At 41.8% G+C, this 21,037-nt stretch carries 23 protein-coding genes; 4 read left to right on the forward strand and 19 right to left on the reverse strand.

All coding sequences use genetic code 11. The annotated features are described in order from the left end of the window. The first annotated feature begins 195 nt into the window (after positions 1–195). On the forward strand, positions 196–375 hold the full coding sequence (csrA, locus tag ACJJIR_RS11510) for a carbon storage regulator CsrA (protein WP_444905430.1): 180 nt from the start codon (positions 196–198) through the stop codon (positions 373–375). A 175-nt stretch (positions 376–550) separates the two neighbouring features. On the opposite strand, the gene ACJJIR_RS11515 is transcribed toward csrA, so the two are convergent. The 11 genes from ACJJIR_RS11515 to ACJJIR_RS11565 form a co-directional block, all read right to left on the reverse strand. After that, positions 551–826 (reverse strand): hypothetical protein, encoded by a 276-nt coding sequence (locus ACJJIR_RS11515; protein WP_444905431.1) that lies wholly within the window; start codon positions 824–826, stop codon positions 551–553. Positions 827–1,178: 352 nt separating this feature from the next. Further along, entirely contained in the window at positions 1,179–1,706 is a 528-nt protein-coding gene (locus tag ACJJIR_RS11520) for a hypothetical protein (protein ID WP_444905432.1), read from the reverse strand. A gap of 72 nt (positions 1,707–1,778) precedes the next feature. Beyond that, on the reverse strand, positions 1,779–2,438 hold the full coding sequence (locus tag ACJJIR_RS11525; protein ID WP_444905433.1) for an HNH endonuclease: 660 nt from the start codon (positions 2,436–2,438) through the stop codon (positions 1,779–1,781). A 365-nt stretch (positions 2,439–2,803) separates the two neighbouring features. Continuing rightward, positions 2,804–3,196: a hypothetical protein gene (locus ACJJIR_RS11530; RefSeq protein WP_444905434.1), complete on the reverse strand. Its 393-nt coding sequence runs from the start codon at positions 3,194–3,196 to the stop codon at positions 2,804–2,806. A 237-nt stretch (positions 3,197–3,433) separates the two neighbouring features. Then, complete coding sequence (locus ACJJIR_RS11535) at positions 3,434–3,622, reverse strand: hypothetical protein (protein ID WP_444905435.1); 189 nt, start codon at positions 3,620–3,622, stop codon at positions 3,434–3,436. A 715-nt stretch (positions 3,623–4,337) separates the two neighbouring features. After that, complete coding sequence (locus tag ACJJIR_RS11540; RefSeq protein WP_444905436.1) at positions 4,338–4,634, reverse strand: hypothetical protein; 297 nt, start codon at positions 4,632–4,634, stop codon at positions 4,338–4,340. A gap of 305 nt (positions 4,635–4,939) precedes the next feature. Beyond that, positions 4,940–5,596, reverse strand: a complete 657-nt coding sequence (locus tag ACJJIR_RS11545) for a hypothetical protein (protein WP_444905437.1) — start codon at positions 5,594–5,596, stop codon at positions 4,940–4,942. Between the two features lie 2 nt (positions 5,597–5,598). After that, entirely contained in the window at positions 5,599–5,922 is a 324-nt protein-coding gene (locus ACJJIR_RS11550) for a hypothetical protein (protein ID WP_444905438.1), read from the reverse strand. A gap of 1,075 nt (positions 5,923–6,997) precedes the next feature. Continuing rightward, positions 6,998–8,095 carry a Kelch repeat-containing protein gene (locus ACJJIR_RS11555; protein ID WP_444905439.1) on the reverse strand — a complete coding sequence of 366 codons (1,098 nt, stop codon included), beginning with the start codon at positions 8,093–8,095 and terminating at the stop codon, positions 6,998–7,000. A gap of 1,223 nt (positions 8,096–9,318) precedes the next feature. Continuing rightward, complete coding sequence (locus ACJJIR_RS11560) at positions 9,319–10,140, reverse strand: hypothetical protein (RefSeq protein ID WP_444905440.1); 822 nt, start codon at positions 10,138–10,140, stop codon at positions 9,319–9,321. Positions 10,141–11,111: 971 nt separating this feature from the next. Next, entirely contained in the window at positions 11,112–11,708 is a 597-nt protein-coding gene (locus ACJJIR_RS11565; protein WP_444905441.1) for a hypothetical protein, read from the reverse strand. Between the two features lie 682 nt (positions 11,709–12,390). Between ACJJIR_RS11565 and ACJJIR_RS11570 the strand changes: the two genes are divergently transcribed. Then, positions 12,391–13,529, forward strand: a protein-coding gene (locus tag ACJJIR_RS11570; RefSeq protein ID WP_444905442.1) for an IS3 family transposase whose coding sequence is annotated in 2 segments (ribosomal slippage) — positions 12,391–12,640 and positions 12,640–13,529 — 1,140 coding nt in all. Because the reading frame shifts where the segments join, the coding sequence is not laid out codon by codon here. Positions 13,530–13,887: 358 nt separating this feature from the next. Here ACJJIR_RS11570 and ACJJIR_RS11580 read toward each other — a convergent pair. The 5 genes from ACJJIR_RS11580 to ACJJIR_RS22330 form a co-directional block, all read right to left on the reverse strand. Further along, on the reverse strand, positions 13,888–14,346 hold the full coding sequence (locus ACJJIR_RS11580; protein WP_444905444.1) for a hypothetical protein: 459 nt from the start codon (positions 14,344–14,346) through the stop codon (positions 13,888–13,890). A gap of 678 nt (positions 14,347–15,024) precedes the next feature. Next, complete coding sequence (locus ACJJIR_RS11585; RefSeq protein WP_444905445.1) at positions 15,025–15,228, reverse strand: hypothetical protein; 204 nt, start codon at positions 15,226–15,228, stop codon at positions 15,025–15,027. Beyond that, positions 15,228–15,398, reverse strand: a complete 171-nt coding sequence (locus ACJJIR_RS11590; protein ID WP_444905446.1) for a hypothetical protein — start codon at positions 15,396–15,398, stop codon at positions 15,228–15,230. Before ACJJIR_RS11590 ends, ACJJIR_RS11585 begins: the two co-directional genes overlap by 1 nt. Positions 15,399–16,275: 877 nt before the next feature. Then, positions 16,276–16,518: a hypothetical protein gene (locus ACJJIR_RS11595; RefSeq protein WP_282953295.1), complete on the reverse strand. Its 243-nt coding sequence runs from the start codon at positions 16,516–16,518 to the stop codon at positions 16,276–16,278. Between the two features lie 107 nt (positions 16,519–16,625). Further along, positions 16,626–16,979 carry a DUF6559 family protein gene (locus ACJJIR_RS22330; protein ID WP_502867323.1) on the reverse strand — a complete coding sequence of 118 codons (354 nt, stop codon included), beginning with the start codon at positions 16,977–16,979 and terminating at the stop codon, positions 16,626–16,628. A 495-nt stretch (positions 16,980–17,474) separates the two neighbouring features. Between ACJJIR_RS22330 and ACJJIR_RS11600 the strand changes: the two genes are divergently transcribed. Then, complete coding sequence (locus tag ACJJIR_RS11600) at positions 17,475–18,356, forward strand: SDR family oxidoreductase (RefSeq protein WP_444905447.1); 882 nt, start codon at positions 17,475–17,477, stop codon at positions 18,354–18,356. Here the strand turns inward: ACJJIR_RS11600 and ACJJIR_RS11605 are convergent. Beyond that, the gene (locus ACJJIR_RS11605; protein WP_444905448.1) at positions 18,351–19,256 is read right to left on the reverse strand and encodes a LysR family transcriptional regulator; all 906 of its coding nucleotides are present in this window, start codon (positions 19,254–19,256) and stop codon (positions 18,351–18,353) included. The genes ACJJIR_RS11600 and ACJJIR_RS11605 overlap by 6 nt on opposite strands. 101 nt (positions 19,257–19,357) lie before the next feature. Between ACJJIR_RS11605 and ACJJIR_RS11610 the strand changes: the two genes are divergently transcribed. Next, positions 19,358–19,792, forward strand: coding sequence for a PACE efflux transporter (locus ACJJIR_RS11610; protein ID WP_444905449.1), 435 nt, complete (start codon positions 19,358–19,360; stop codon positions 19,790–19,792). A 95-nt stretch (positions 19,793–19,887) separates the two neighbouring features. On the opposite strand, the gene ACJJIR_RS11615 is transcribed toward ACJJIR_RS11610, so the two are convergent. Continuing rightward, a complete protein-coding gene (locus tag ACJJIR_RS11615) occupies positions 19,888–20,322 on the reverse strand; it encodes a hypothetical protein (RefSeq protein WP_444905450.1) in 435 nt (144 codons plus the stop codon). A 116-nt stretch (positions 20,323–20,438) separates the two neighbouring features. Beyond that, the gene (locus ACJJIR_RS11620; RefSeq protein WP_444905451.1) at positions 20,439–21,023 is read right to left on the reverse strand and encodes a hypothetical protein; all 585 of its coding nucleotides are present in this window, start codon (positions 21,021–21,023) and stop codon (positions 20,439–20,441) included. Positions 21,024–21,037: the final 14 nt, after the last annotated feature.

A 21,037-nucleotide genomic window follows, 5' to 3' on the forward strand; every position in this document is an offset into this window, starting at 1 on the left:
GCTCGTCTTCAATAAAGTGGAGCACAATCAGCAGCTTGGAGCGACTCCCCAAGCTTTGGGAGCCTAGCGCCCGCCTTTTCCTATTCTGCGCCCACCGCCCCCGCGCCCCACCCCACTCTTCCATCAAGCATCACTTACCAAGCTTTCCCACCAAGAAATGCCCACCCACAGTTTGAGTATCGCTAGGAAGAAAACATGTTGATCCTAAAGCGCCGAACAGGCGAGAACCTAAGAATTGGAACCAATGTCTCAGTCACAGTGTTGGAAGTGAAGGGAAATCAAGTGAAGATAGGAATCCGAGCCCCTAAATCCCTTCCTGTTCATCGTGAAGAGATCTATGTGCGCATTAAAAAAGAACACAAAGTAGGCAATTGAAGGTGTTGAGGGAAGGTTCTGCAAGGAAGGAGGCTCCAGACGATCCTCCTTCCTTTAGTTAACAAATCTAGCTCTTTGCTGAGCCGCAACCAAATATTTAGGGCTTGAGTTTTGCCACTGCTTGCTCGGTCAAGCAACATTGAGGGCAATACATCAGCACAATAACTTGTTAGAGCTAAAGTGGCTCTCTACTGAAATTGGTAATTTGTTGACCAAAAACTTCTATTGCCTGATTTTCTAAACGTTCCTTGAGGCCAATAACTTCTAGATAGTCATTCCCAGCATCTGCCACATCATCCTCATTTTCAGATGTTTCACAAATAGACTTTAAACCCTCAGCTTCATGAGTTATTGCTTCAAGTATTATCCGGGCTTCCCAATCACTTAGTGATGAGTTCATTTCTTTTATATGTGTCATAACGCAATCTGCTTTTTGAATACCTTCTGACATTTCAATGCCAGTTTTGAAAGTAGCCCCTTGAATTCATCGAGGGGCATACTAAACTGGCATAAAGACTCTGATATAAAAGTACATTTGTCAGCTTAGAGCGACCCTCTGAGCTCTGGGAGCCTAGCGCCCGCCATTTCCTATTCTGCGCCCACTACAGATAATTCCTACAAGGAAAGAGAACAGATATCCGCAAGACTTGACTAACAGATAGCTATCCACGAAGTAGGTAAAACCTTCTTATAAAACCGCATGGGACACACGAGAAAGTAAATTAAATCCAAAATAAGAGAATCGGAGATACTTGCAGGGCCGGTCTAATTACTTTTCTTCAACAGACAACAATAGCCACTTGTTATATTCTAACCTGTTCATTCTTCGAATACTGGTACATGAATTCATCGCCATAGATAGACTTTATTTTCAGAATATAATCTAGTCTATTCCGCTGATATTCCATTAAACGCAGGCGTTCCCTTGGGCAACTTTGAGGTATAAGTAAGCCTTCTTCAGTAGCCTCAACTATAAATTTTTCATCCCCAACCTGAATAGAGTCATTTGGCCTAGGCGCACCAACCATAAAGCAGAGAGGATTCAAGTTTAACGCTATTAGTGCCGAAAAAAATTTACCTCGCTCATTTTCAGGAACTTCAACTCCATCCACCAAAACTATAAGATCGGATACAAATCCTGTTCCCATACCATTGTTTACTAGATAGATACCCCATTGACCTTCCTTACTATTATTTGAAAAATATGAATTTATTCTAGGCTCTAACGTTATATGGTTATGTTCGATCTGAGTTCGTCCTTGCCAGATTGTTAACCCAAGGGCTATGCATGCAACTAGAAGTGCAGAAAAATCAATAACATACTTACGCACTCGTACTCCTTAAAATTTAGCATTTAGCATACGATTTAATTATCAATTCTAATTTAAGACTCAAAAGTCAAACTATCGTTTAGTGTAGCTACGTATTCTAAAAAAATCTTCAGCCTCCCCACTATCGATAAACTCAAAAACTTTAGCTTTAGCCTCCTCAGCGGTCAAATATTTAGACTTCCCTGATACGCCATTCATTCTTAACCGGTAGCCAGCTCCACAGGAAAACACTATCACATCAATTTTTTTCTGTCTTATATGCAATTCACCTCCGGATTCCTTCCAGCGTGGAGAGTTAATAAATTTTGCTCTCCGATCTTCTTTTCTTCTCAGCGCTGATGCAGTTTCAGTCCCTGTGAGATTATCACAACATACAGTTCCAACCTCCATCGTAGGCCAATTTTCATGTGAAACATAAAACACATATCTAATAGCACTTCCGCATAATTCGCACGTACCACATAAATCGCCCAAGTCATCATCTCCACCATATTCCCAGCCATTTTTTGGTGGGATAATGCCGTGCTCAGCAGCATGACAACCTTTACATAGAGTCTCACATAGATTGTAAGGATACTTCCAGGGTAACTTTCCTGAAATATATTCTTTGTGATGCACTTGGAGAACAATCCCATTATCTTCTGTACGACTGCAAACAACGCAAGCACGTCCATCTAGTTCGATGATCTCATCCCGGAAAGACCTCCATTCACTTTTCCGATACTGATTCACACTACAATCTCCCTTTTAGACCTACTCCACTAGTCACCCGCCACAGTTGGAAATTGTTTAATTGATTTCCCTGATAACTTCATTAACTCACTGAAGTATTCATTTAGAACTTCCTCTAAATCTGTTTTTTCTAAAGTCAAATTAGGTCGACCCTTTTTTGCCGTGATCCTTTTGCAAATTGCAAACAATTCTGGACGCCCACCAAATAGAGCGGTAAGCAAGACAATATTAGCCAGATTAGAAAATTGACATTAGCGCTCCAGAAATGATTTAAATTCAACAGGTTATAGTGAAATACCAACTCAGGAGGAGTACCCCCCTTCCCTATCCTGTACCACTACGGCCGCTCCACACCCACAAAAGCATCACTTGCCAAACTCCCCCAACAAGGGATACCCACCAACGGCTTGAATACCATTAGGAAGCAAATAGGTTGAACATAAAGGACCGAGCCGGCGAAAGCTCACAAGTTGGAACAAATGTCCCAGCCGCTGTACTGGAAGTGAAAGGCTATCAAGTAAACACAGGCATCCACGCCCCCAAATCCATCGTCCATCGTCCATCGTAATAATTGGAACCTCAGGGTCAAAAAGTCCACTTATGAGCACCCAACGATTATCCCAGTAGATGCTAATTCCCTTACCGGCCCAGTTAAACTGCAAGCCTGAAATGGAACCAATCACGATCAAGCCTGCATAACCTGGCTTTGTAACTATGGTGAGTAGAATCAGTACAAAATCTAGCCATTTTGATTTCATAAATTACCCTACTTTGTTTTCACAAGGCACTCCCCTGCTCACCAGCAAAGCAAGTTTGTATTCCTTTTATAAAATAAAAAGCGGTCCTAAAACTTAAGGGTACAGCACCAAATTGGAGTAGATTTATTTTGTGGAAATCTTAGTAAAAATCCCTCACACTCTCTTGTTGGACCTCCCATTTCGGCTTGGCTTATTTTCTATGACTTGCCAACTTTTCGCACTTAAATATCAACTACCCTACTCCAAATTTTCGACTATAACCTTCCCGATCCCTTTATCCTTATAGACAAGCTGATTAAATTCGACTTGAATAAGCTTAGGGCCACGCTGTTTCAGCCTATAGAAATCTAAGCCACTGAAATTAAGTTCAGTGTCATCAGGCCAAACTTCCAACATTTCTTTTAATTCACCTATCGTAATATTCATGCCTAACTCCTTAAGGTGCTTAATGCTCTTGGTACGCTCAATGTCAAAGATAAAACTCTAGAGAACTCAAAAGCAAGGATAATTCTGGATACCTACCAAATAGGGTGGCGAGCAGTAACAATTCTGGACACCCAACCAGAACAGAGTGCGAGCAGGGAACCCAAATGGGAACATTGGCATTTGGCCTATAAAAGTGATTTAAATTCAATAGGTTATAGTGAAATACCAACTCAGGAAGACTACTCCCCTTCCCTGTTCTACACCATTACGGCCAGTAATCCTGGACACCCACCAAATAGAGAGCACCAAATAGAGTGGCGAGCGGAGCAGTAGAAGCCAGATTGGAAAGTTGATATTACTCCTGCAAAAATGATTTAAATTCAACAAGTTATAGTGAAATACCAACTCAGGAAGACAAGCGCCCACCCTTCTCTATTCTGCACCACTAAAGCCACTCCCGACCCGAAAAGTATTACTTACCAAGTGTCCCAACCCACCCATAGCTTGAATATCAGTAAGAAGCAGCCAGGTTGACCCTAAAGCTCCCAGCCGGTGTAAACCCTAGAATCAAGATAACCGTCTCAACCATAGTGGTAAAAGCGAAAGGAAATCAAGTAACATAGCAATTCTGAATACCCACTAATTAGAGTGGTGATCAGGGAAGTAAAAGCTATCGATAAGAGCCCCCAGGGTCGAAATAAACAGACTCAACTTTTTATACTATTTCCAATACTTTGGTTGTTACAAATTTTACTTTTTCCTGAACTGGGATGTCCTCCAAAAGGATTTCAAATGCACAGAGTTCTCCATTAACATATAGAGAAAGACTGACTTCCATTGCACTCCGCCAAGAACCATACGTCTTAGCATCATCAGCCAGCTGATCAATAGCAATCGGATCTAATTCTACTATTCCCTGACCGGGGAAAGCATTCATACCTGGTAAGACACTAATATCCTCCAGCCAAACTTCGTACAACATCCCTGATTTAGTTTTTAGAGTTGCTTTCATTCCTAGCTCTCGTTTAATAAATAAGGTTCACTATTACTACAGGTTTGGAACACAGCAGAAAACCGGTCCAACAACCTACATCCATGTGGCTATTTCGCCTGGATCAAAGGTTGAACATCTCTTTCTCGATAGGGAAATTTGAGATTCACTTATTAATATAGTCCGGAATCCCCAACAAATAGAGTATAAACTTCCAAGACTATTGAGTGAAGAGGAAGCTAAGTTCAAATTTGTATCTCTATGAACTCTATTTCTCTGGGTACCTCCTGAGATTTCATCAACAGATCTGAAATTTTTAATTAAATTTAAAAACCCATCGAAGCCACATGAAGATTACTAACAAGCGGAACGGAATCTTCGCCATTATTACTACCTACTTTGTGGCGAATTTTCCTGCTATCAGTTGCAACAGTTTTAGCACCTCCAGCCTTTAGAGCCTGGTGTAATTCAGATCTTGAAATTTTTGGATTCACATTTGAGCTGTATACGTGAATATTAAAACCTGACTGAATTCCAAAGTACTTACAGGCCTCGGTCAAAGCTCTAGCTGTATTTTCGTATAAAGCCATGTTTAACTTTACAAGTAGCGGCATATTACCTTCATGTTGGCCTTCAGCATTCAAGTTTTTAATATAGATATTACTAAGGATATCTTTAGGCTTGACCTGATAGAACTGCGTAGCAATTGTTACCGCGTCAATAATATGGCTAACATTGGTACCATCAACACCAAATACCCAGATCTCATTATCAATTAATGCGGCTTCTTTAATCGTTGTTTTTAATCTAGGATAAAATGGAGAAACACTTACTGCATACTTTGCCTTCCAAACGGACAATTTGTCATATGCAGTCCTTAAAACGTACTCTCGCTCTTGATTGCCATTCAAAACCAGAGTAGCGTCAGTTTTAAATTTATTCTTCTGGCTTCCTTCCGCTAATGTCATTGCTCCCTTTGACATAGTTATTCACTCTCCAAATACATGCCTGATGCAAAAACCCCAGTAACTACTTCGTTAGTTGCTTTTGACTTCTCATAGGATTCTAAAGTTTCATAGAGATCATCATCATCCGAGTCCCAGCTCTTATGGCTGTAATCAACAACTGCAAGGATCGCATCGACTTCAACATGCTTGTCTCGTAGTGCCATTTTTAGAATCTCAATGGCTTCTTCTGCTGATTTAGCAGGGACTATTGAACGACCGTAGTACCATTTACTACCATCTTGCTCATATGTGCTTTCTGGAGAAATTTTGGCTTTTGTATCAACAACCCAAAACCTAGACATTGACCTTACTCCTAACTAGTTGCCTGAACGCGAAAATACTAAATATTCACTTCTATTTAAAGCGGTTAGAGGTAAAATTATGACGACATAAAGAATTTTCGACTGCTATGCAGCATAAATAGCGTTTCCCATTCTGAACGCACCGCCCAGCACTCCAACCCCTGTCTGCCACCAAGCATTACCTATCAAATCTCCCATCACAGAGTACCCATCACGACTTAATACTACTAGGAAGCAAATAGGTTGACCTTAGAGCACCGAGCTGGCGAAAGCCTGCAAACGAGCGGAGATTCTGGACACCCACTAAATAAAATAGCCGCAGGGCTGCAGAAGCCAGATGAGAAAATTGGCATTGAAACTATAAAAATGTTTTAACTTCAACAACTTATCGTAAATCACCAACTCAGAAAGACAAGCACCCATCCTGTACCACTACAGCCGCTTCCCATCTGCCAAGCTCGCCCACCAAGAGGTACCCACCCACGGGTTGAATACGACTAGAAAGTAAATAAGTTGACCCTGAAGCTCCGTGCTGGCGAAAGCCCACACATTGATACAAATGTACCAGCTACTGTACTGAAACTGAAAAGCAATCAAGAAACCCGGGCATCCACGCCCCCCCCTAAATCCCTTCCCATTCATCGCGAACGGGATCTATGTGCGCTAAAAATGAACAAAAACTAAGTAATGGAAGGCGTTGAGGGAAGGCTCTCCACGGATTGAGACTACCACCTGTGCTATCACTTCTGCAGTAGCCAACCTTTTGGGCGGAGATATGTATTAGTCATCGCACCAATGCACTGCTCAGCTTCTACCTGGATGGAGGCTTCATGCGAACGCAAGCCAGAACTCAAAGCAAAACTAGGAGCCTCAGTTGGATTCGATAACATATCTGATATGACATTATCACATTAACACCAGGCTCTGAGCGGCCCGCTATATGCGCTTTTTTATGATTATACGAGCGTAAAGAGCTACATAAAAAGGTAAATATAGTCGGCAGCCTTTCAGCTGTAGTAGTTCAGAGGTTCTCTAACTTTGCTATTTTTCCACCTGTATGTGATTTTATTAAGACTTAGTATTCTTCCAATATCCAATACGCTTTTTCTAAATGAGTTAATTTAGATATCAGCTGTTCTTTAATTGATAGCAATTTTGTATCTGGAATACTCCCTTCAATCACTACCTGTATACAATGCCATTCTTCGATAAACCGAATTCTTACACCCTCAACATAGAGCCAATAGACATTGTATTCTTCCTCATCCCTCTCAATAGGCTCATGCTCAATATCAAATTCGTAAAGGTTTTTAACTAGCCTAACATCAACCTTAAAACCCATTTCACTTTCAAGTTGCTGCATCGCTTTGTCATAACTATCTTGCCACTTGGCTTCGTAGCTCCACAATGCCTGCCTGATGTCGTAGATATGATTATTCGACTTATCCTCTCTACGTAATTCCCATCGAGGCCATTTTCTTTCCGTAAGTCGTTCCCACGTTGAATTTTCTAAATTCAGCCTCCAGTCGTCTATATTCTCACGTAAAGAATACTCATCACCCCGATCAATTAATCCATTAGTAATGGTAATCGATTTTTTATCTAAGCTGAGAACAGCATTATGCTGATGAATCCAACCCGGAGATTCACCTAAGGTTTCAACTTTATTAATCTTAAAATTATTTATATCGAGGACATACACTTGGGTATCGTTAAGCCTTCTTTCTGCAGGATAGCCAAGATTGCCTATGATGAAAATTTTTTCGTCAACTAGGGTGGCAGAATGAAAGTCTGTTGGCGGAAAATCTGTATTCCTGTAACAATAGAACTCAACTCTACCTTCGGGCGTTTCAACGACAACATCGTTATAAATGTAAAAGTCAGGATCATAATGATCCTCATGCTCACCACCTATGTATACAATGCGACCATCAGGTAACTTATTTATCGATTGCCCAAATCGATCAAAACTCCAAGTTGGGCCTTCATCAAATGGCGAAGGACCATTCATTTTTTTAGTCGACGCATAACCGCTGAGCCTTGAATGAAAAAGCCACTCCCAAACATTTGAGCGCACCCTTTGAGGATTATTATCACCCAATCGAGGTGAACGCCATTCATTAAATAAAGCTGTTGTTACACCATATATTTTTGGATCTACTTCTTTTTCCATGAACCCTAACTCAATATTCTAAAGCCATGATCTGCAGATGGCCCTACAAAGCGTGAACTATTCGGTGGAGTTCGTAGTGTGCAGTAATCCTGGACACCCACCAAACAAAAGTATAACCCGCCAAAAAAGGTGTTTGAATAGGAGGGTTAATCAAAACACTAGAGGCCAACTTACCTAATTAATATGGACGTCACGAACGAGATGTGTGTTCAAGAGATTGGTGCGAGCCCCCAAACTCTGAGAACCCGACACTAGCCTTTCCTTATTCTGCATCCAACCCCACTCACCCACTATGCTTCCCTGCCAAGGAATACCCACCTACGTCTTGAGTGTCAGTATGAAATAAATATGTTAACCCTAGAGCGCCGAACTGGCGAAAACTGCAGATAGGCACTTAGGCCTCACTTACAGTACTGAAAGTGAAAGGCTATCAAATAAAGACTCCCTCAATTCCCTCCCCGCCCACCGCAACAACTCTGAACACCCATCAAATAGAGTGGCGAGTAGCATAGCAGAAGCCAGACTAGAAAATTGACATTGGTCCTACAAAAATAATTTAAATTCAACAGGTTATAGTGAAATACCAACTCAGGAAGACTAGCCCCCACCCTTCCCTATTCTGCACCACTGCGGCCACTCCCTTCTCGAAAAGCATTACTTACCAAACTCCCCTACCAAGGAATACCTACCCACGGGTTGATTGCCACTAGGAAGCAAATAGGTTGACCGTAAAGCACCAATCCAGCTAAAGCCTTCAAACTAGAACAAACGTCCTAGTTGCTGTACTGGAAGTGAGAAGCAATCAAGAAAAGATGTGTGCTCGCGCCCCCAAATCTTGCTCAACCCGTCGTAAAGAGACCTTTATTTATATCGAAAAGTAGGTAAAGAAAAGCGTTGAGAGCAGATTCTCTTAGAAAAGAGGCTCCATAGCGACACTATTGTTAGTTAGTCATCTTCGAGGTTGAGAACGGCATACTTATAAAACCCTCTCCACAACTACAACAAATCACCTCCCGACAGAAGATAAAAGGCAACGTAAATTAGAGCGAACAAGCGGCATACCTAAAATCGACGCCACACCAATTATTAAGTACACGCAGAGCTCACTTTTACTTTCTACTAATGCTCGCGTGAATAACCAGGTTTTGCTCATAACGTCTTTGCCCTCAAAAAGACTAATCATCCTTTCATCAAGGCAATATTCCTTAAGATTGTCAATCAACTTACTCTGGATAAAGCTCATCAATTTTGTACCAACGTTCATCGCCGTTAGATTGCAGTTGTATTTTTGCAATCGGCTTTCTAATGTCTACTACCATTCCTATACTTGTCATGTCTCCAACTTCTAAACTTCTCCTAAACCCAGCTGCCCTCTTGACCCTATCCAAGGCAACCTTTTTCTGATAATTCTCTTCCATTTTTCTAATTCTAGCTTTTTCTTTCAATTCCTCTTCCATTTTTTGTTTTCTAGCAGAAGCCATTGCTTTCTGCCATCCTTCAAAGTCCGCCTTCCTATTAGCCATATATGATTCATTATCAATTAGCTTAACCCAAAAAATATTATCAACTTTATAATATCCAAACTGGAATATTACATGCTGACCATTGACTTCACATGCTTCATAGAAAGGCTTTCTAATTGAAGATGCTTGATAGCGGCTCCTGAAAAACTGATAATACTTCTTATATGGAAACCTATATCTTTTATCTACATATTCAACTGCGGTCACATCTATGCCACCATGCTTTTTGCACAGATGTTTGAACGCCTTCTTGCTATCTTTCTCCTCGTGAAAATAGGGTCTAGGATGTACATCCCAAAACCCTTGCTTGGTATAATATTGAATATTTACACTATAAGTAACGTAATTATCCCTCACATCTAACGAAACGCCATCAACATTAGACAACCATTTGTCAAGATCTGAAAAAAGAGAAACACCTGCATTAAATTTTCGATCAATTTCAAATAAATTTTCAGCAGCAAAATTTTGTGACGCACACAACATTAAAACCAGAATTACAAAACTTCCTTTGTATTTCATATTTACATTATCCCTTATATACATTCAGTCATTAAGTTACTACCAAAAAATCATCCTGGACACCCGCTAAATAGATTGACTAGGATGGCAGCAGAAGACAGACACGGAAATCAACATTTAAAATATAAAAAAACATATAAATTCAACAAGCTATACTGGAATTCCAACTCAGAAGACTAGCACCCTCCCTATTCAGCACCACTATGGGCGCTCCTCACCTGCGTAGCATCACTCTTAAAGCTCCTACAAGAAGGGAGACCCGTAAAATAGAACCCTCGTCCAATAAACATCATCTTTTTAACCATCATCAGCAAGGAATACTCTCCCACGTCATTGGCATCAGCAGAAAACAAACACGATCGTCCTAAAGCACCAAATACATGAGAGCCCACTTATTTGGGCACATATTCTGGTAGAACCACTGGAAGTGAAAGGTGATCGAGTAAAGATAGGTATCCATTCCCGGACTCCCTTGCCACTACAATGAAAAAATCTACGTGGATCTCAAAATAGAAAAAATTAAAGAATAGAGGGCTTTGAAAATAGATTCTTAATAGGAGGAGAATCTCCCATCCTAGCATCCAGCTTTTGCTCATAGTAATCGCGCCCATAAGGACACAACAACTCTAAGATAGATACGTCGCTATTTCAAAGCTATCTTAACATGTATAAGAAAGGTTCCCCCGCTCTTCTATAAGCCAAAAATCGACTCTAACTGGGACGATCAGCTGAGCTCTATACATTGCTAGCGTTAATACAATCTGCTTAGACTAACGTACATCAGTTACCTCCTCCCTTTAATCCTCAAAACCCAATGAACAAAATAAACCATCAGAGGATTCATAATTTACTCAGGGGTCTACTCACTATTCTCACCCTTCTTCTCATCTTGCCTATTAGACTCTCCGGCAGCGCTCTGAAAAAAGGCCATTCAGACAATATAAAAACAGATTGGTGTCCCTTTCCTTCCATTAGATATTTAATGCCTTTCGTGTACGATCTTTCAGAGATTCCCCGAACTGAATGGCATTAACTGACTTGGCTTGTGGCCAGTAAGTAATTTCTATAGAGCTTTCCTTATCAGCGACCTTTTCGACCCTAAAATCAATTACTGTAATCACACCGTTATGCATACGAGTATCCCTCATGTGATAATACATAGATGGCATAATATCGTAGTGATACTCAAAATTTTGCATCTTTGTACTTGCCAAGCTACCGAATTCTTGCTGGATTTCACTGGTTGATTGGTATTCAAATTCTCTTTTAATTTTCATGAACACCACGTCCACATTCACAGGCACGGTAAATGCGATTTTATGATTAGTAGGCTTATTGGCAGATGTATTCACCGCAGTATTGTCGGTAGCGCTTGTCTGCTCCATCTGGGATTCCTGTGCAGCTTGTTGCTGGCGAGTATTTCCATCGTGATTGATGGGGTCGCCAGTAACCGGATTATTCCAGCAGGTAAGACATTTACCGTCTGATGAGTAGACATGCTGATTAGACGCACATCCGCTCACGATAGAAACCAGGGCCAAAGAGAAAATAAGTGTTGGTAGCTTCATGAATGTTCCCCTAATGAGAGTGTTTAGTTAAAAGTTACTATGAGATTCCAAGCTAGCAACCGAGCATACCGACTCCCTGTATTAACATCGAGCAAGGAGATACTTGTACACGGAAGTCTTGGAAGGATCTGTTTAGTATTGGATTATCCCGCTCTCTGTATAGAAACCAAGAAAAAATAGCTGTGGGGTTGGTCCCTTTCTAACGCTAGTACCTAAATTAAACTTTCCTTTAGAAGAGACACTGTTGCGTTTAACATTGATCAGTCGTTTTCGACGAACCCTGTTCCAGTCTAACGTTCTTAGTGACCAAATCCTTTCTGATATCATGTTCAATTTCTACGGTCCTCCCTAAATATAGATATTGATGGTTCTTTAGGTCGTTATTATGGAGCATAATACCCGGTGCGTCCGCCAGTAAATCATTATTTAAAAACCAATTTTAGAAACTCTTAAAATAAAGCACCGTTCAATATTGTTGTGGCCTAGTAAGCAAAATAACACAAAACTGTAAAAGCTTTGTGAATTCAACCACTTGTAGTGATTCCTCAAACTATAGGAACTTAGCGCCTGTGCCATTCACACTCTACTCCGTTCTACCTGTAACTTCTGAAGCAGGGAATGTAGTGGTCTAATCCTTCCGGACACTTCGCTAAGATGGTAAAACTACCAAGCGAGGTGAAGTATGACAACAAAAGGTACACGTCGGCATTTCAAGCCGGAATTTAAGAAAGACGCCGTAGCGCTAGTCTCTGAGCAAGGGTATTCAATTTCTAAAGCAGCAGAGGCTGTAGGAACAACAGCCAATAACCTGCGACGCTGGATAAAGGAACAGAAGCAGGAAGAAGACGGTGTGAGGTTGGATGTAGGCGAGCGCGCAGAATTAGAGCGATTACGACGTGAAAATAAGCAGTTGCGGATGGAGAAAGAAATCCTAAAAAAGGCCAGCGCCTTCTTTGCGAAAGAAATGAAATAAAGTACAGCTTTATTGAAAAACAGCAAGGCAGCTTTCCTGTTAGGGTGCTCTGCCGGGTAATGCAGGTAAGTAAGACTAGTTATTACGATTGGTGTTGCCGTGGTAATAGCTCAATAGATGCTCAAACATGGCAACTATGCCATCGTTTGAAGGCCCTATTTGCAGAATCTAGACAGAGTCTCGGAAGTCGTCGGTTAATGAAGCTGTTACGTAAAGAAGGCTTTGAAGTCGGGCGCTATCGAGTCCGCAAGCTCATGAAAAAGCTAGGCTTGGCAGTAAAGCGCAAGAAGCGATTTACACTGACGACAGACAGTAAACATCACCTGCCTGTCGCAGAGAACCTTCTGAATAGGGAGTTCTCACCGAGTGCTAAAAATCAAGTTTGGACGACTGATATTACATATATTTGGACTTCGCAGGGCTGGCTGTACTTGGCGGTAGTGATTGATCTCTATTCGCGCCGGATTGTTGGTTGGCATCTAGATCGCAAGATGGAAACGGCCCTGGTAACTCGTGCGTTGATGATGGCTGTCAATTTGCGTACGCCCCCAAAAGGTCTCCTGCATCACTCTGATCGTGGCAGTCAGTATGCCAGCCATACCTACCAAATGTTATTGAGTCAGCAGGGGATGGTGTGTTCAATGAGCCGTAAGGGAAATTGTTGGGACAACGCACCGACTGAACGTTTCTTCAGCAGCCTGAAGCGGGAGTGGTTAACGGGAAACCTCTATCCGACAAGGGAGGATGCGGTAGCAGATGTAAGAGCCTATATTGCTTATTACAACTCACGCAGAATACATACAACACTGGGAGATCTAGCCCCTATCGAATTTGAGGAATGTGCTTAAAGAAGTGTCCGGCTGGAGTTGACCACAACAGAATGCCCAGCCACAACCTTAAGTATTGGCACTAAAAATTCTGATCTTAGAGCTTCCTAAAGGTGAGAGCATTAAAATCGGTACAAATGTCTCGGTTACATTACTGGACGTAACCGGCAACCATGTAAAGCGTGATATCTACAATACCCAAATCTCACCCCATTCATCGGGAGAAGATCTTCGTGTATTTTGATAGGAAAAGATGACTGGGGCCCTGCCACCATAGAGCCTATTAATCTTGAGAATCGCGGGGGCCCTTAATTAATAAAATGAGCCCCCTCAAGAGTTAGGCTAAGCGATGTTCAAACCGCACGCCAGTAAGATGTTTTTATTGAATAGACTTTTTAAGGATATCTGTACAAAAAGCACAGGTAAAAATATTAAAAGCTGTTTTTAAAATAGCCTTTGTACCAACTTCCTCATGAGAAAAAACAATGGACTTTGATTCCATTTCTATTCCGTTTCTTACTTCCCGCTTACTTTCTTCCTCTTTGGCATGAACCACTAGGTGAGGGATATACGCAAAGTAACGACCTTTTGGAGCAGCAAAAGGTAAGAACTCACCAATTTTTTCCAAAAGGTTATTTAATACCTCTCTGGATTTTTCATTCATTACTAAAACACAATCTGTCCACACAAAAATATCAGGATATGGGTCAATATCTGACTCATCATCCATATCTTCAAACCAAGCTGTAAAATTGCCCCATTTGTCAGCAATTGGAGTGATGGAATCTCCCAGGTCAGTAAGTAGTTCGCTTCCCAGCTTACCCCACGCACCCATCATGCTTCCCTGCCAAGGAATGCCCACCTACGGCTTGAGTATCAGCATGAAATAAATATATTAATCCTAGGGCATCGAACCGGCGAAAACTGCGGATAGGCACCTAGGTCTCACTTACAGTGCTGAAAGTGAAAGGCAATCAAATAAAGATAGGCACCCACTCCCTCAATTCCCTCCCCGCCCACTGAGAAGAGATCTATACTTGCACCAAAGTGAACAAAAATTAGACAGCTGAGTGCTCAGAGCAAGTTCCCCTAGCACATTTTTTGGACACACAGCGAAAGCTAATCACACCACTATATTTCTACTTCCTGAAGTGATTTTCTGCATTAAGAAATCTCCTGAACGTATACGCTATTACAGCAATGTATAGGGCAATTACTATCGCCATAGCAGAAATATCATAGACATTTATTACCCAGCTTTCTGGGTGTTGATCTCCTTGCACCAATAGCGTAGTAGTTAGAAATGACACTAACAGCAGCAGTATAAATACAGCAGTTATCAATAGAAGTTTGCATGCCAGGAGTATAAATCTCTTCATAAAATAAAAACCTATGTTAGGCAATTGAGGGCAGATGCAACCTGCACCTATATTTGTCTAAATAATTAGCTCAATACGTCTTCCCTGCATAAGGGAGGCCTTAACTACTTTAACCTTTTTACTTTATCTCCTGACCTTTAGACTGAGGTTAAAGTGGGGCCCTTATTCTCCCACTCGTCAATTATTCTTTCGGTCAGCGCCCTCAAACGTCCCATGTACAGAATATCTTCTTGAAGCTCTTCTTCATCATCACATTCGTTAATATTAACATCACACAATTTTTCTTCGTAGCAAGCAAGGGCTTCTCGTATGTAGTTCAAATCTTTGTAGTTATAAGACATCACTTAACTCTCATATATTTTTTTAAGGCGGCAAGCTTTTCAAAATACTCGGAAACAAGCATGTCGATTTCCGCTTCAATCGAGTAGTGGGTATTGCCTTCTGTATCGGGAAACATATCTTTTGCAATAACAATCCTGATTCCAATCTCGCATCTTTGGTAATTATCCACCGAGCATCCTTTCCCTCTCTAAATGGAACTTTGCTACTGATACCATCAAAAAGTGATACCCCACCCGATTTAGTCAAAATATACGACTCTGAAGAGCCTGGCATCCGATAGGATACGATATCGTTTCGTTTGGGCCTCTCTTCGCCCGCTCTCTTGTTTTTCACCATCATTGGCCGATGGTCCTCACGATACCTAACCTTATCGATCTGCGGATTATCAAGCTTTCCTTTCCTAAGCACCACATCCACATCAAATCTCTTCATATAGACTTGATTGGCAAGTTTGTGGATTTTGCGTGCCCTAGGCATCATCCCGTGTAAAGCCCAAAACGTTTAGATTTGTTTAATCACTCCATAAGTTTCAATCCGATGTTGGTAAGCGATATTACTTCAATACTTAACGACGAGCCATAGCCAGCCGCAAACCCGATCCCCTTTGCCATTAGAGCCATAGCGAATCCAATTAGTTAACTCAGTAGCTTGAAGCGACTCCCCAACTTCCCAGTACCTAATTCCCGTCTTTTACTGATCCACGTCCACAACCCCAAACCGACAAAAATCTACAAGCTGGGACATACGTCTTAGCAATAGTGCTAGAAGTGATAGGAAATTAAGTAAAGATAGGCATCCACGCCCCCAGGTGAGAGATCTATGTCTATATCTAAAGCGAACGAAAATTAGGCTATAGGGGTTGTCCAGGTCAGGCTTCCCAAGGAAGAAGGCCCTACCCCTCTCTGTAGAAGTTAAACTTTATTTGGCAACGAGATACATATCTCCACGCCCTGCTCCAGCCTTTTCTTGAGTAAACTGTACAAAATGTACATAAAGTAAGTTGTTCCAAAAAGGCCCGAAGAGCCGTAGCATATTACTTGTGCTTGTTAGGCACCGGGCTCACCAGAAAGAAGGAAGTATGCTGTGTAGGCTAATCCAGCTACTAACAACCAAAATGAAATACTGACAATCACCACCAGAAACCCAATTGGCTCTCTCCCTTTCTTTGTGAAAGGTTTACAAATTAGATTGCCAGGGAAATGGAACATGACCTCGACAATGATTGTAAATATAGTCTCAACAATAAATCGACCGAGAAATCTAAATACACCGCCTATTACTTCTTCCACTAATTCTCTCTCCGAACTCAGGATTTTTGACGCCTAAAGCACTTACTGCAAAATCAAATCGAAGCTACGGTTTTTACACCGTATGCCTTTTCGTTTTAAATGTGAGCTCAATCCGAACCTCCTGAGTCAGAAAATTCGTTGCTACAATTGGATTCTACTAGGGATGAATCACTTCTATTCATAGAAATCACAACAGAATCAATTTCTTTCCTGGCCTCGATTGAGCTAAGACTTACGCCAGATTCTGTACAATATTTATCAAACTGCTTTTTATCTGACCACATGTATATTGCGTACATTTGATACTTAGTCAGTTTGGGATAGTGGTTTTGAACACTATTAGCTACCTCAGAGGCTAAATACTTTCTCTTATTCCCCCAATCATTTGATAATTTACGCCTTAAATCCCTTTTGAAGATCCGTATGGCCTTGCGTTTACTTGACAATTTTAAAAACCACACGATCGGGTACCTTTACCGATTAATTCAAAAGCTACATCTGTATATCATGCTTCTCTCTAATTCTAAAGCTCATATATCCTACAACACAAAAAGATACAGAGAGTCAAGAAAGCACCTTTAACTGATAAGTATGTCAAATAAAGATATAGAGTAACCTCTTTATCTTTCTGTACTTTCTTTGCTCTGTATATTTTAGAAATGCTTTATGGGGCAATGAGGTTACCCACAAGTAACGAACCGGCAAAAACCTAAAAATTGTTACGAATTCCTCACTCACAGTGTTGAAGTAACTGGAAAATAAGTAAAGATATGCCTCCCACCAATAACCCCTTGTCATCTATCGAGGAGACGCCTACGTGCGCATCAATCATGAACAAAAGTAGGACTAGAGAGCCCTGCTGTAGTATCTATTTGATAGATGGTACATAACTGTAGGATTTTTTAGAACTTGGGCAAAGTATGGGCTATCCCATTCATTGCTTTAAAGGTTGAATCATGCAGAAAACTATTACGATTATTGGTGCCACAGGCCATTTAGGTCGTCAGGTAGCACGAAAACTGGACGCTAAAGGTGTCCAGGTAACTGCGCTCGTAAGGGACGCGGTTAGCGCTCGCACTATCCTCCCAGAGAGTATCCAGCTTGTCGAAGCAGATGTCTCGGATAAAGAGAGCCTGGTGTCTGCACTAGTTGGTACCAAAACACTTTATATCACCCTGAATACCACGTCACTCGACCCGACTTTACCCTTTCATAGTGAGCGTGAAGGTGTGATTAATATCGTGGAGGCTGCAAAGATCAATGGTGTGCAACACATCATGCAGATTGCTGGTATTGATTATCTCCACCCAGAGTTTGCGGACAAGGGGCTTGAGTACAAGACCAATGTAATCCGTAAGCCAGGGATAGAGGCCATTAAAAGTTCGGGCATTGATTTCACCTTCTTCTTCTGCTCGTTCTTCCTGGACTCTTTCCCCACATTTATAGAGAACGGTCAATTTTCTATCATCGGCGATCATGTCCACCCTATCTACTACACCAATACAACAGACCTGGCAGAGATGATCGGTAATGCTATCGGTAATGAGATGGCCTACAACCAGAGTTTTTCAGTTCAGGGTACAGAAGGTATGTCTTTACCAGAGGCGGCCAGAACGTTCGTAGAGGCATATTCTCCGGGAACAGAAATTGCCGTCTATCCTATCGCAGCCATTGCAGAAATGGGACTGCCCGAGGAGCAGGCAGTATTCATGGAACATATGCTGACTTACGTAGAACAGCTAAAGGAGCAACCAGTGAGTCAAAAAACTTGGCAGGTGTTAGGTAAGCCAGATACAACTATCACAGATTTTGCCCGAGATCTGTCAAACGCTTCATAGCGACTGATCCTTGTTCAGTATTGCGTCCTCTGTGCTCAGCCGCTTCATCAAGTCAGTGGCTGCGGGACCCAGTGGACGCTTACTGGACCAGATAATATCTACACCGTGTGACAGCTCTTTCTCCTGCTCAAATACCAGAGGGAGCTGTATCAGTTTTTTCGCCGCTATCCCCTTCGCAACCACGTGTAGTGGCAATACTGCCCAGCCCAAATTGGCGTCGACAAGGTCAAGTGCATCATCGACACGTGACACACTCCACACGTCGGGAGACACCAGCCAGCGAGTTTGGCTGGATATCTCAAACTCCTGCAATAAGATTTGTCGGTATTGTTTCAGGTCTTCCCAGGTTACTTCAGTAAGTTGTGCTATCGGGTGCTCAGCACAGGCGACGCCAGTGAGCTTCAGATGGCCCAGGGCTCTGAAATCGCACCCAGTGGGCACATCCTCTTGCTGCGTGATAATCCCGAGTTGGGCCACATCCCGTTCGACCCAGGTCTGTACATCCTGAACACTTCCCGCTCTGAGCGTAATTTGAACATTTGGATATTTGGTCTCAAACTCTTGAAAGAGTCCACCCAGGTTTTTAATCCGCACATGCTGGGCAATAGCTAACGTCAACCGGGCCTCGACATCCAGAGACAACCCCTGTGCGATCGCCATCAAACGCTCGCGTTGCTCGATAAGATTCCGTGCGCGTTCCAGCAGTGACTCACCAGCGTCCGTCAATCGCGGGTATCGTTGACTACGATCAAATAGATTGACTCCCAAGTCAACCTCCAGATTCGATACCAGTGAGCTGATTACCGACTGTGCCTTTCCACATTTACGTGCAGCCGCTGAGAACGAGCCAGCCTGCTCGGTTGCTACAAATGCTTCCAGTTGCTCAATAGAAACTGCCACGCGCCCAACCTATCTGTTTAAGGTATAGTATCTAACTTATCCCACCTAAAATAACTATATATCATTCAGGCATATTTTCTCAACCAGGGTGAGTATGGCTGATGACTAAATCATTGAAGAATCGTTTATTCCATGCGGTTTCCTACGAGTTTTTTCTGCTGCTGACAGGTGGCTTACTGGTGGTGCCAGTGTTTGATCTGGAGGTACACCAATCGCTAGTACTTGCGGCTGGACTATCACTGTTTGCGCTGGTCTGGAATATGGTTTTCAATCACGCCTTTGACTGGTACTTATTGAATATACGTAAAAACCCGGAGAAGACGTTTATCGTTAGAGCCATGCATGCGTTATTGTTTGAAGGGGGTATGTTGGTACTGACGTTGCCAGTAATCGCCTGGGGCTTTAATCTGACTATCCTAGAAGCATTTATGCTTGAGATAGTCATGGTGATTTATATCGTGATATATACCTATGTATTCAACTATTGGTTCGATAAGCTGCATAGCTCGTTTCAAGTTACTGAACACAAACGTTAAAGGTCTTCTCCACTTTCTATTTTAGATGAAATGCAGGACCAGTTAAGATACACATCGCCGGAATCACCCGATGGGGGCAGAGATACATACTTTTACTATGTGCTTAGCTCAATACCGATACATCTTAAATTTGTTAGCAGTTCTTTATATTGATCGGACTTGGAAGATAAGTATTGTAACTTACGATGCCTTTTAACTTCCCAATTACCAATGACAGAGTCAATTTTTGTACCGGATGCCGATGGTTCATCATCGAAACCAAACTCAAATCCGCAGCTACATATCTGGAAAGAGCCACTACCATCCTCTAAGTAAACAGGAGCCCCCCAACTCAAGGCTACCACATACAGGATAATGCCAACATCCATTAACTCTTTAACAAACTTTCTGGCTATATGCTTATTAATGGTTTTGAAGATGCCTGGGAAAGCATACGTGCCTACTAAAACTAAGCATATCGATTGGATATGACCTCTTTTTAAGTGAAGTGGTTCAGGATTGATCTGACAGTTAACAGAAATTCTGGACACTCACCTAATGTAGCAGGCACAGGACTGATACTTATTCAAACAGATTGATTTAGGACTTGTGATAATTTTAAGTTGAATGGTAAGGCTTCCGAGTTGAGAGCAACTGGATTCTATCACTAACAGTTTTTGGGTTTTATCGACTGGAGTTCCACCCATACGGGGTGAGAGGAATTTTGTGGAGAAACAATAAAGTACCAACGAAGCTCATCAGTTTTTTCACAGTTAACTTGATTCCCTTTAAAGTAGAGGGTCTGCTCTTTTTTGGTTACAAATGGCTCAATCCACTTTATCTGACCAGTATACTTGCCATCATCCCACTCAATTGTAATAGCCGGCTTATATTCTTTGCCTTGAGTGACGGCCTTGTACAACCCCCTATAGTAGGAGGCTATAAAATCCTGGATTTCGACCTTCCCAAAAACTTGGTTCTTCTCTGGCTTGTGAGTCCATGAAAAAGCATAACTAAAGAAATCCTCTTTTTCTTGTTTATACATACCAGGCAGAAACACAAGCTCTTCAACACCATTCAAGGTGATATCTGAAGCAAATTCGATCGGGAAAGGAATCACTTCAGTCTTTGAACTCTTTGGGAATTCGGAATAAGTACTAAGTCCTTCAGCAAAAAGCAAAGGTGAAAAGAGGAAAGTAATACAAGCCACCAATCGAATTAGAACGCCATCAAGCCTTAGATAATTATCCATTTAATCTTACTTTC

The sequence above is a fragment of the Microbulbifer maximicatervae (SeqCode) genome (genome assembly GCF_052467385.1).

What these genes read in the sequence shown, in the direction of transcription:
- ACJJIR_RS11560 (WP_444905440.1), bottom strand. Translation starts at nt 10,140, where the DNA reads ATGAAATACAAAGGAAGTTTTGTAATTCTGGTTTTAATGTTGTGTGCG.
- ACJJIR_RS11555 (WP_444905439.1), bottom strand. Translation starts at nt 8,095, where the DNA reads ATGGAAAAAGAAGTAGATCCAAAAATATATGGTGTAACAACAGCTTTA.
- ACJJIR_RS11515 (WP_444905431.1), bottom strand. Translation starts at nt 826, where the DNA reads ATGTCAGAAGGTATTCAAAAAGCAGATTGCGTTATGACACATATAAAA.
- ACJJIR_RS11540 (WP_444905436.1), bottom strand. Translation starts at nt 4,634, where the DNA reads ATGAAAGCAACTCTAAAAACTAAATCAGGGATGTTGTACGAAGTTTGG.
- ACJJIR_RS11550 (WP_444905438.1), bottom strand. Translation starts at nt 5,922, where the DNA reads ATGTCTAGGTTTTGGGTTGTTGATACAAAAGCCAAAATTTCTCCAGAA.
- ACJJIR_RS11585 (WP_444905445.1), bottom strand. Translation starts at nt 15,228, where the DNA reads ATGTCTTATAACTACAAAGATTTGAACTACATACGAGAAGCCCTTGCT.
- ACJJIR_RS11545 (WP_444905437.1), bottom strand. Translation starts at nt 5,596, where the DNA reads ATGTCAAAGGGAGCAATGACATTAGCGGAAGGAAGCCAGAAGAATAAA.
- ACJJIR_RS11535 (WP_444905435.1), bottom strand. Translation starts at nt 3,622, where the DNA reads ATGAATATTACGATAGGTGAATTAAAAGAAATGTTGGAAGTTTGGCCT.
- ACJJIR_RS11580 (WP_444905444.1), bottom strand. Translation starts at nt 14,346, where the DNA reads ATGATGGGTGCGTGGGGTAAGCTGGGAAGCGAACTACTTACTGACCTG.
- csrA (WP_444905430.1), top strand. Translation starts at nt 196, where the DNA reads ATGTTGATCCTAAAGCGCCGAACAGGCGAGAACCTAAGAATTGGAACC.
- ACJJIR_RS11565 (WP_444905441.1), bottom strand. Translation starts at nt 11,708, where the DNA reads ATGAAGCTACCAACACTTATTTTCTCTTTGGCCCTGGTTTCTATCGTG.
- ACJJIR_RS11620 (WP_444905451.1), bottom strand. Translation starts at nt 21,023, where the DNA reads ATGGATAATTATCTAAGGCTTGATGGCGTTCTAATTCGATTGGTGGCT.
- ACJJIR_RS11610 (WP_444905449.1), top strand. Translation starts at nt 19,358, where the DNA reads ATGACTAAATCATTGAAGAATCGTTTATTCCATGCGGTTTCCTACGAG.
- ACJJIR_RS11530 (WP_444905434.1), bottom strand. Translation starts at nt 3,196, where the DNA reads ATGAAATCAAAATGGCTAGATTTTGTACTGATTCTACTCACCATAGTT.
- ACJJIR_RS11600 (WP_444905447.1), top strand. Translation starts at nt 17,475, where the DNA reads ATGCAGAAAACTATTACGATTATTGGTGCCACAGGCCATTTAGGTCGT.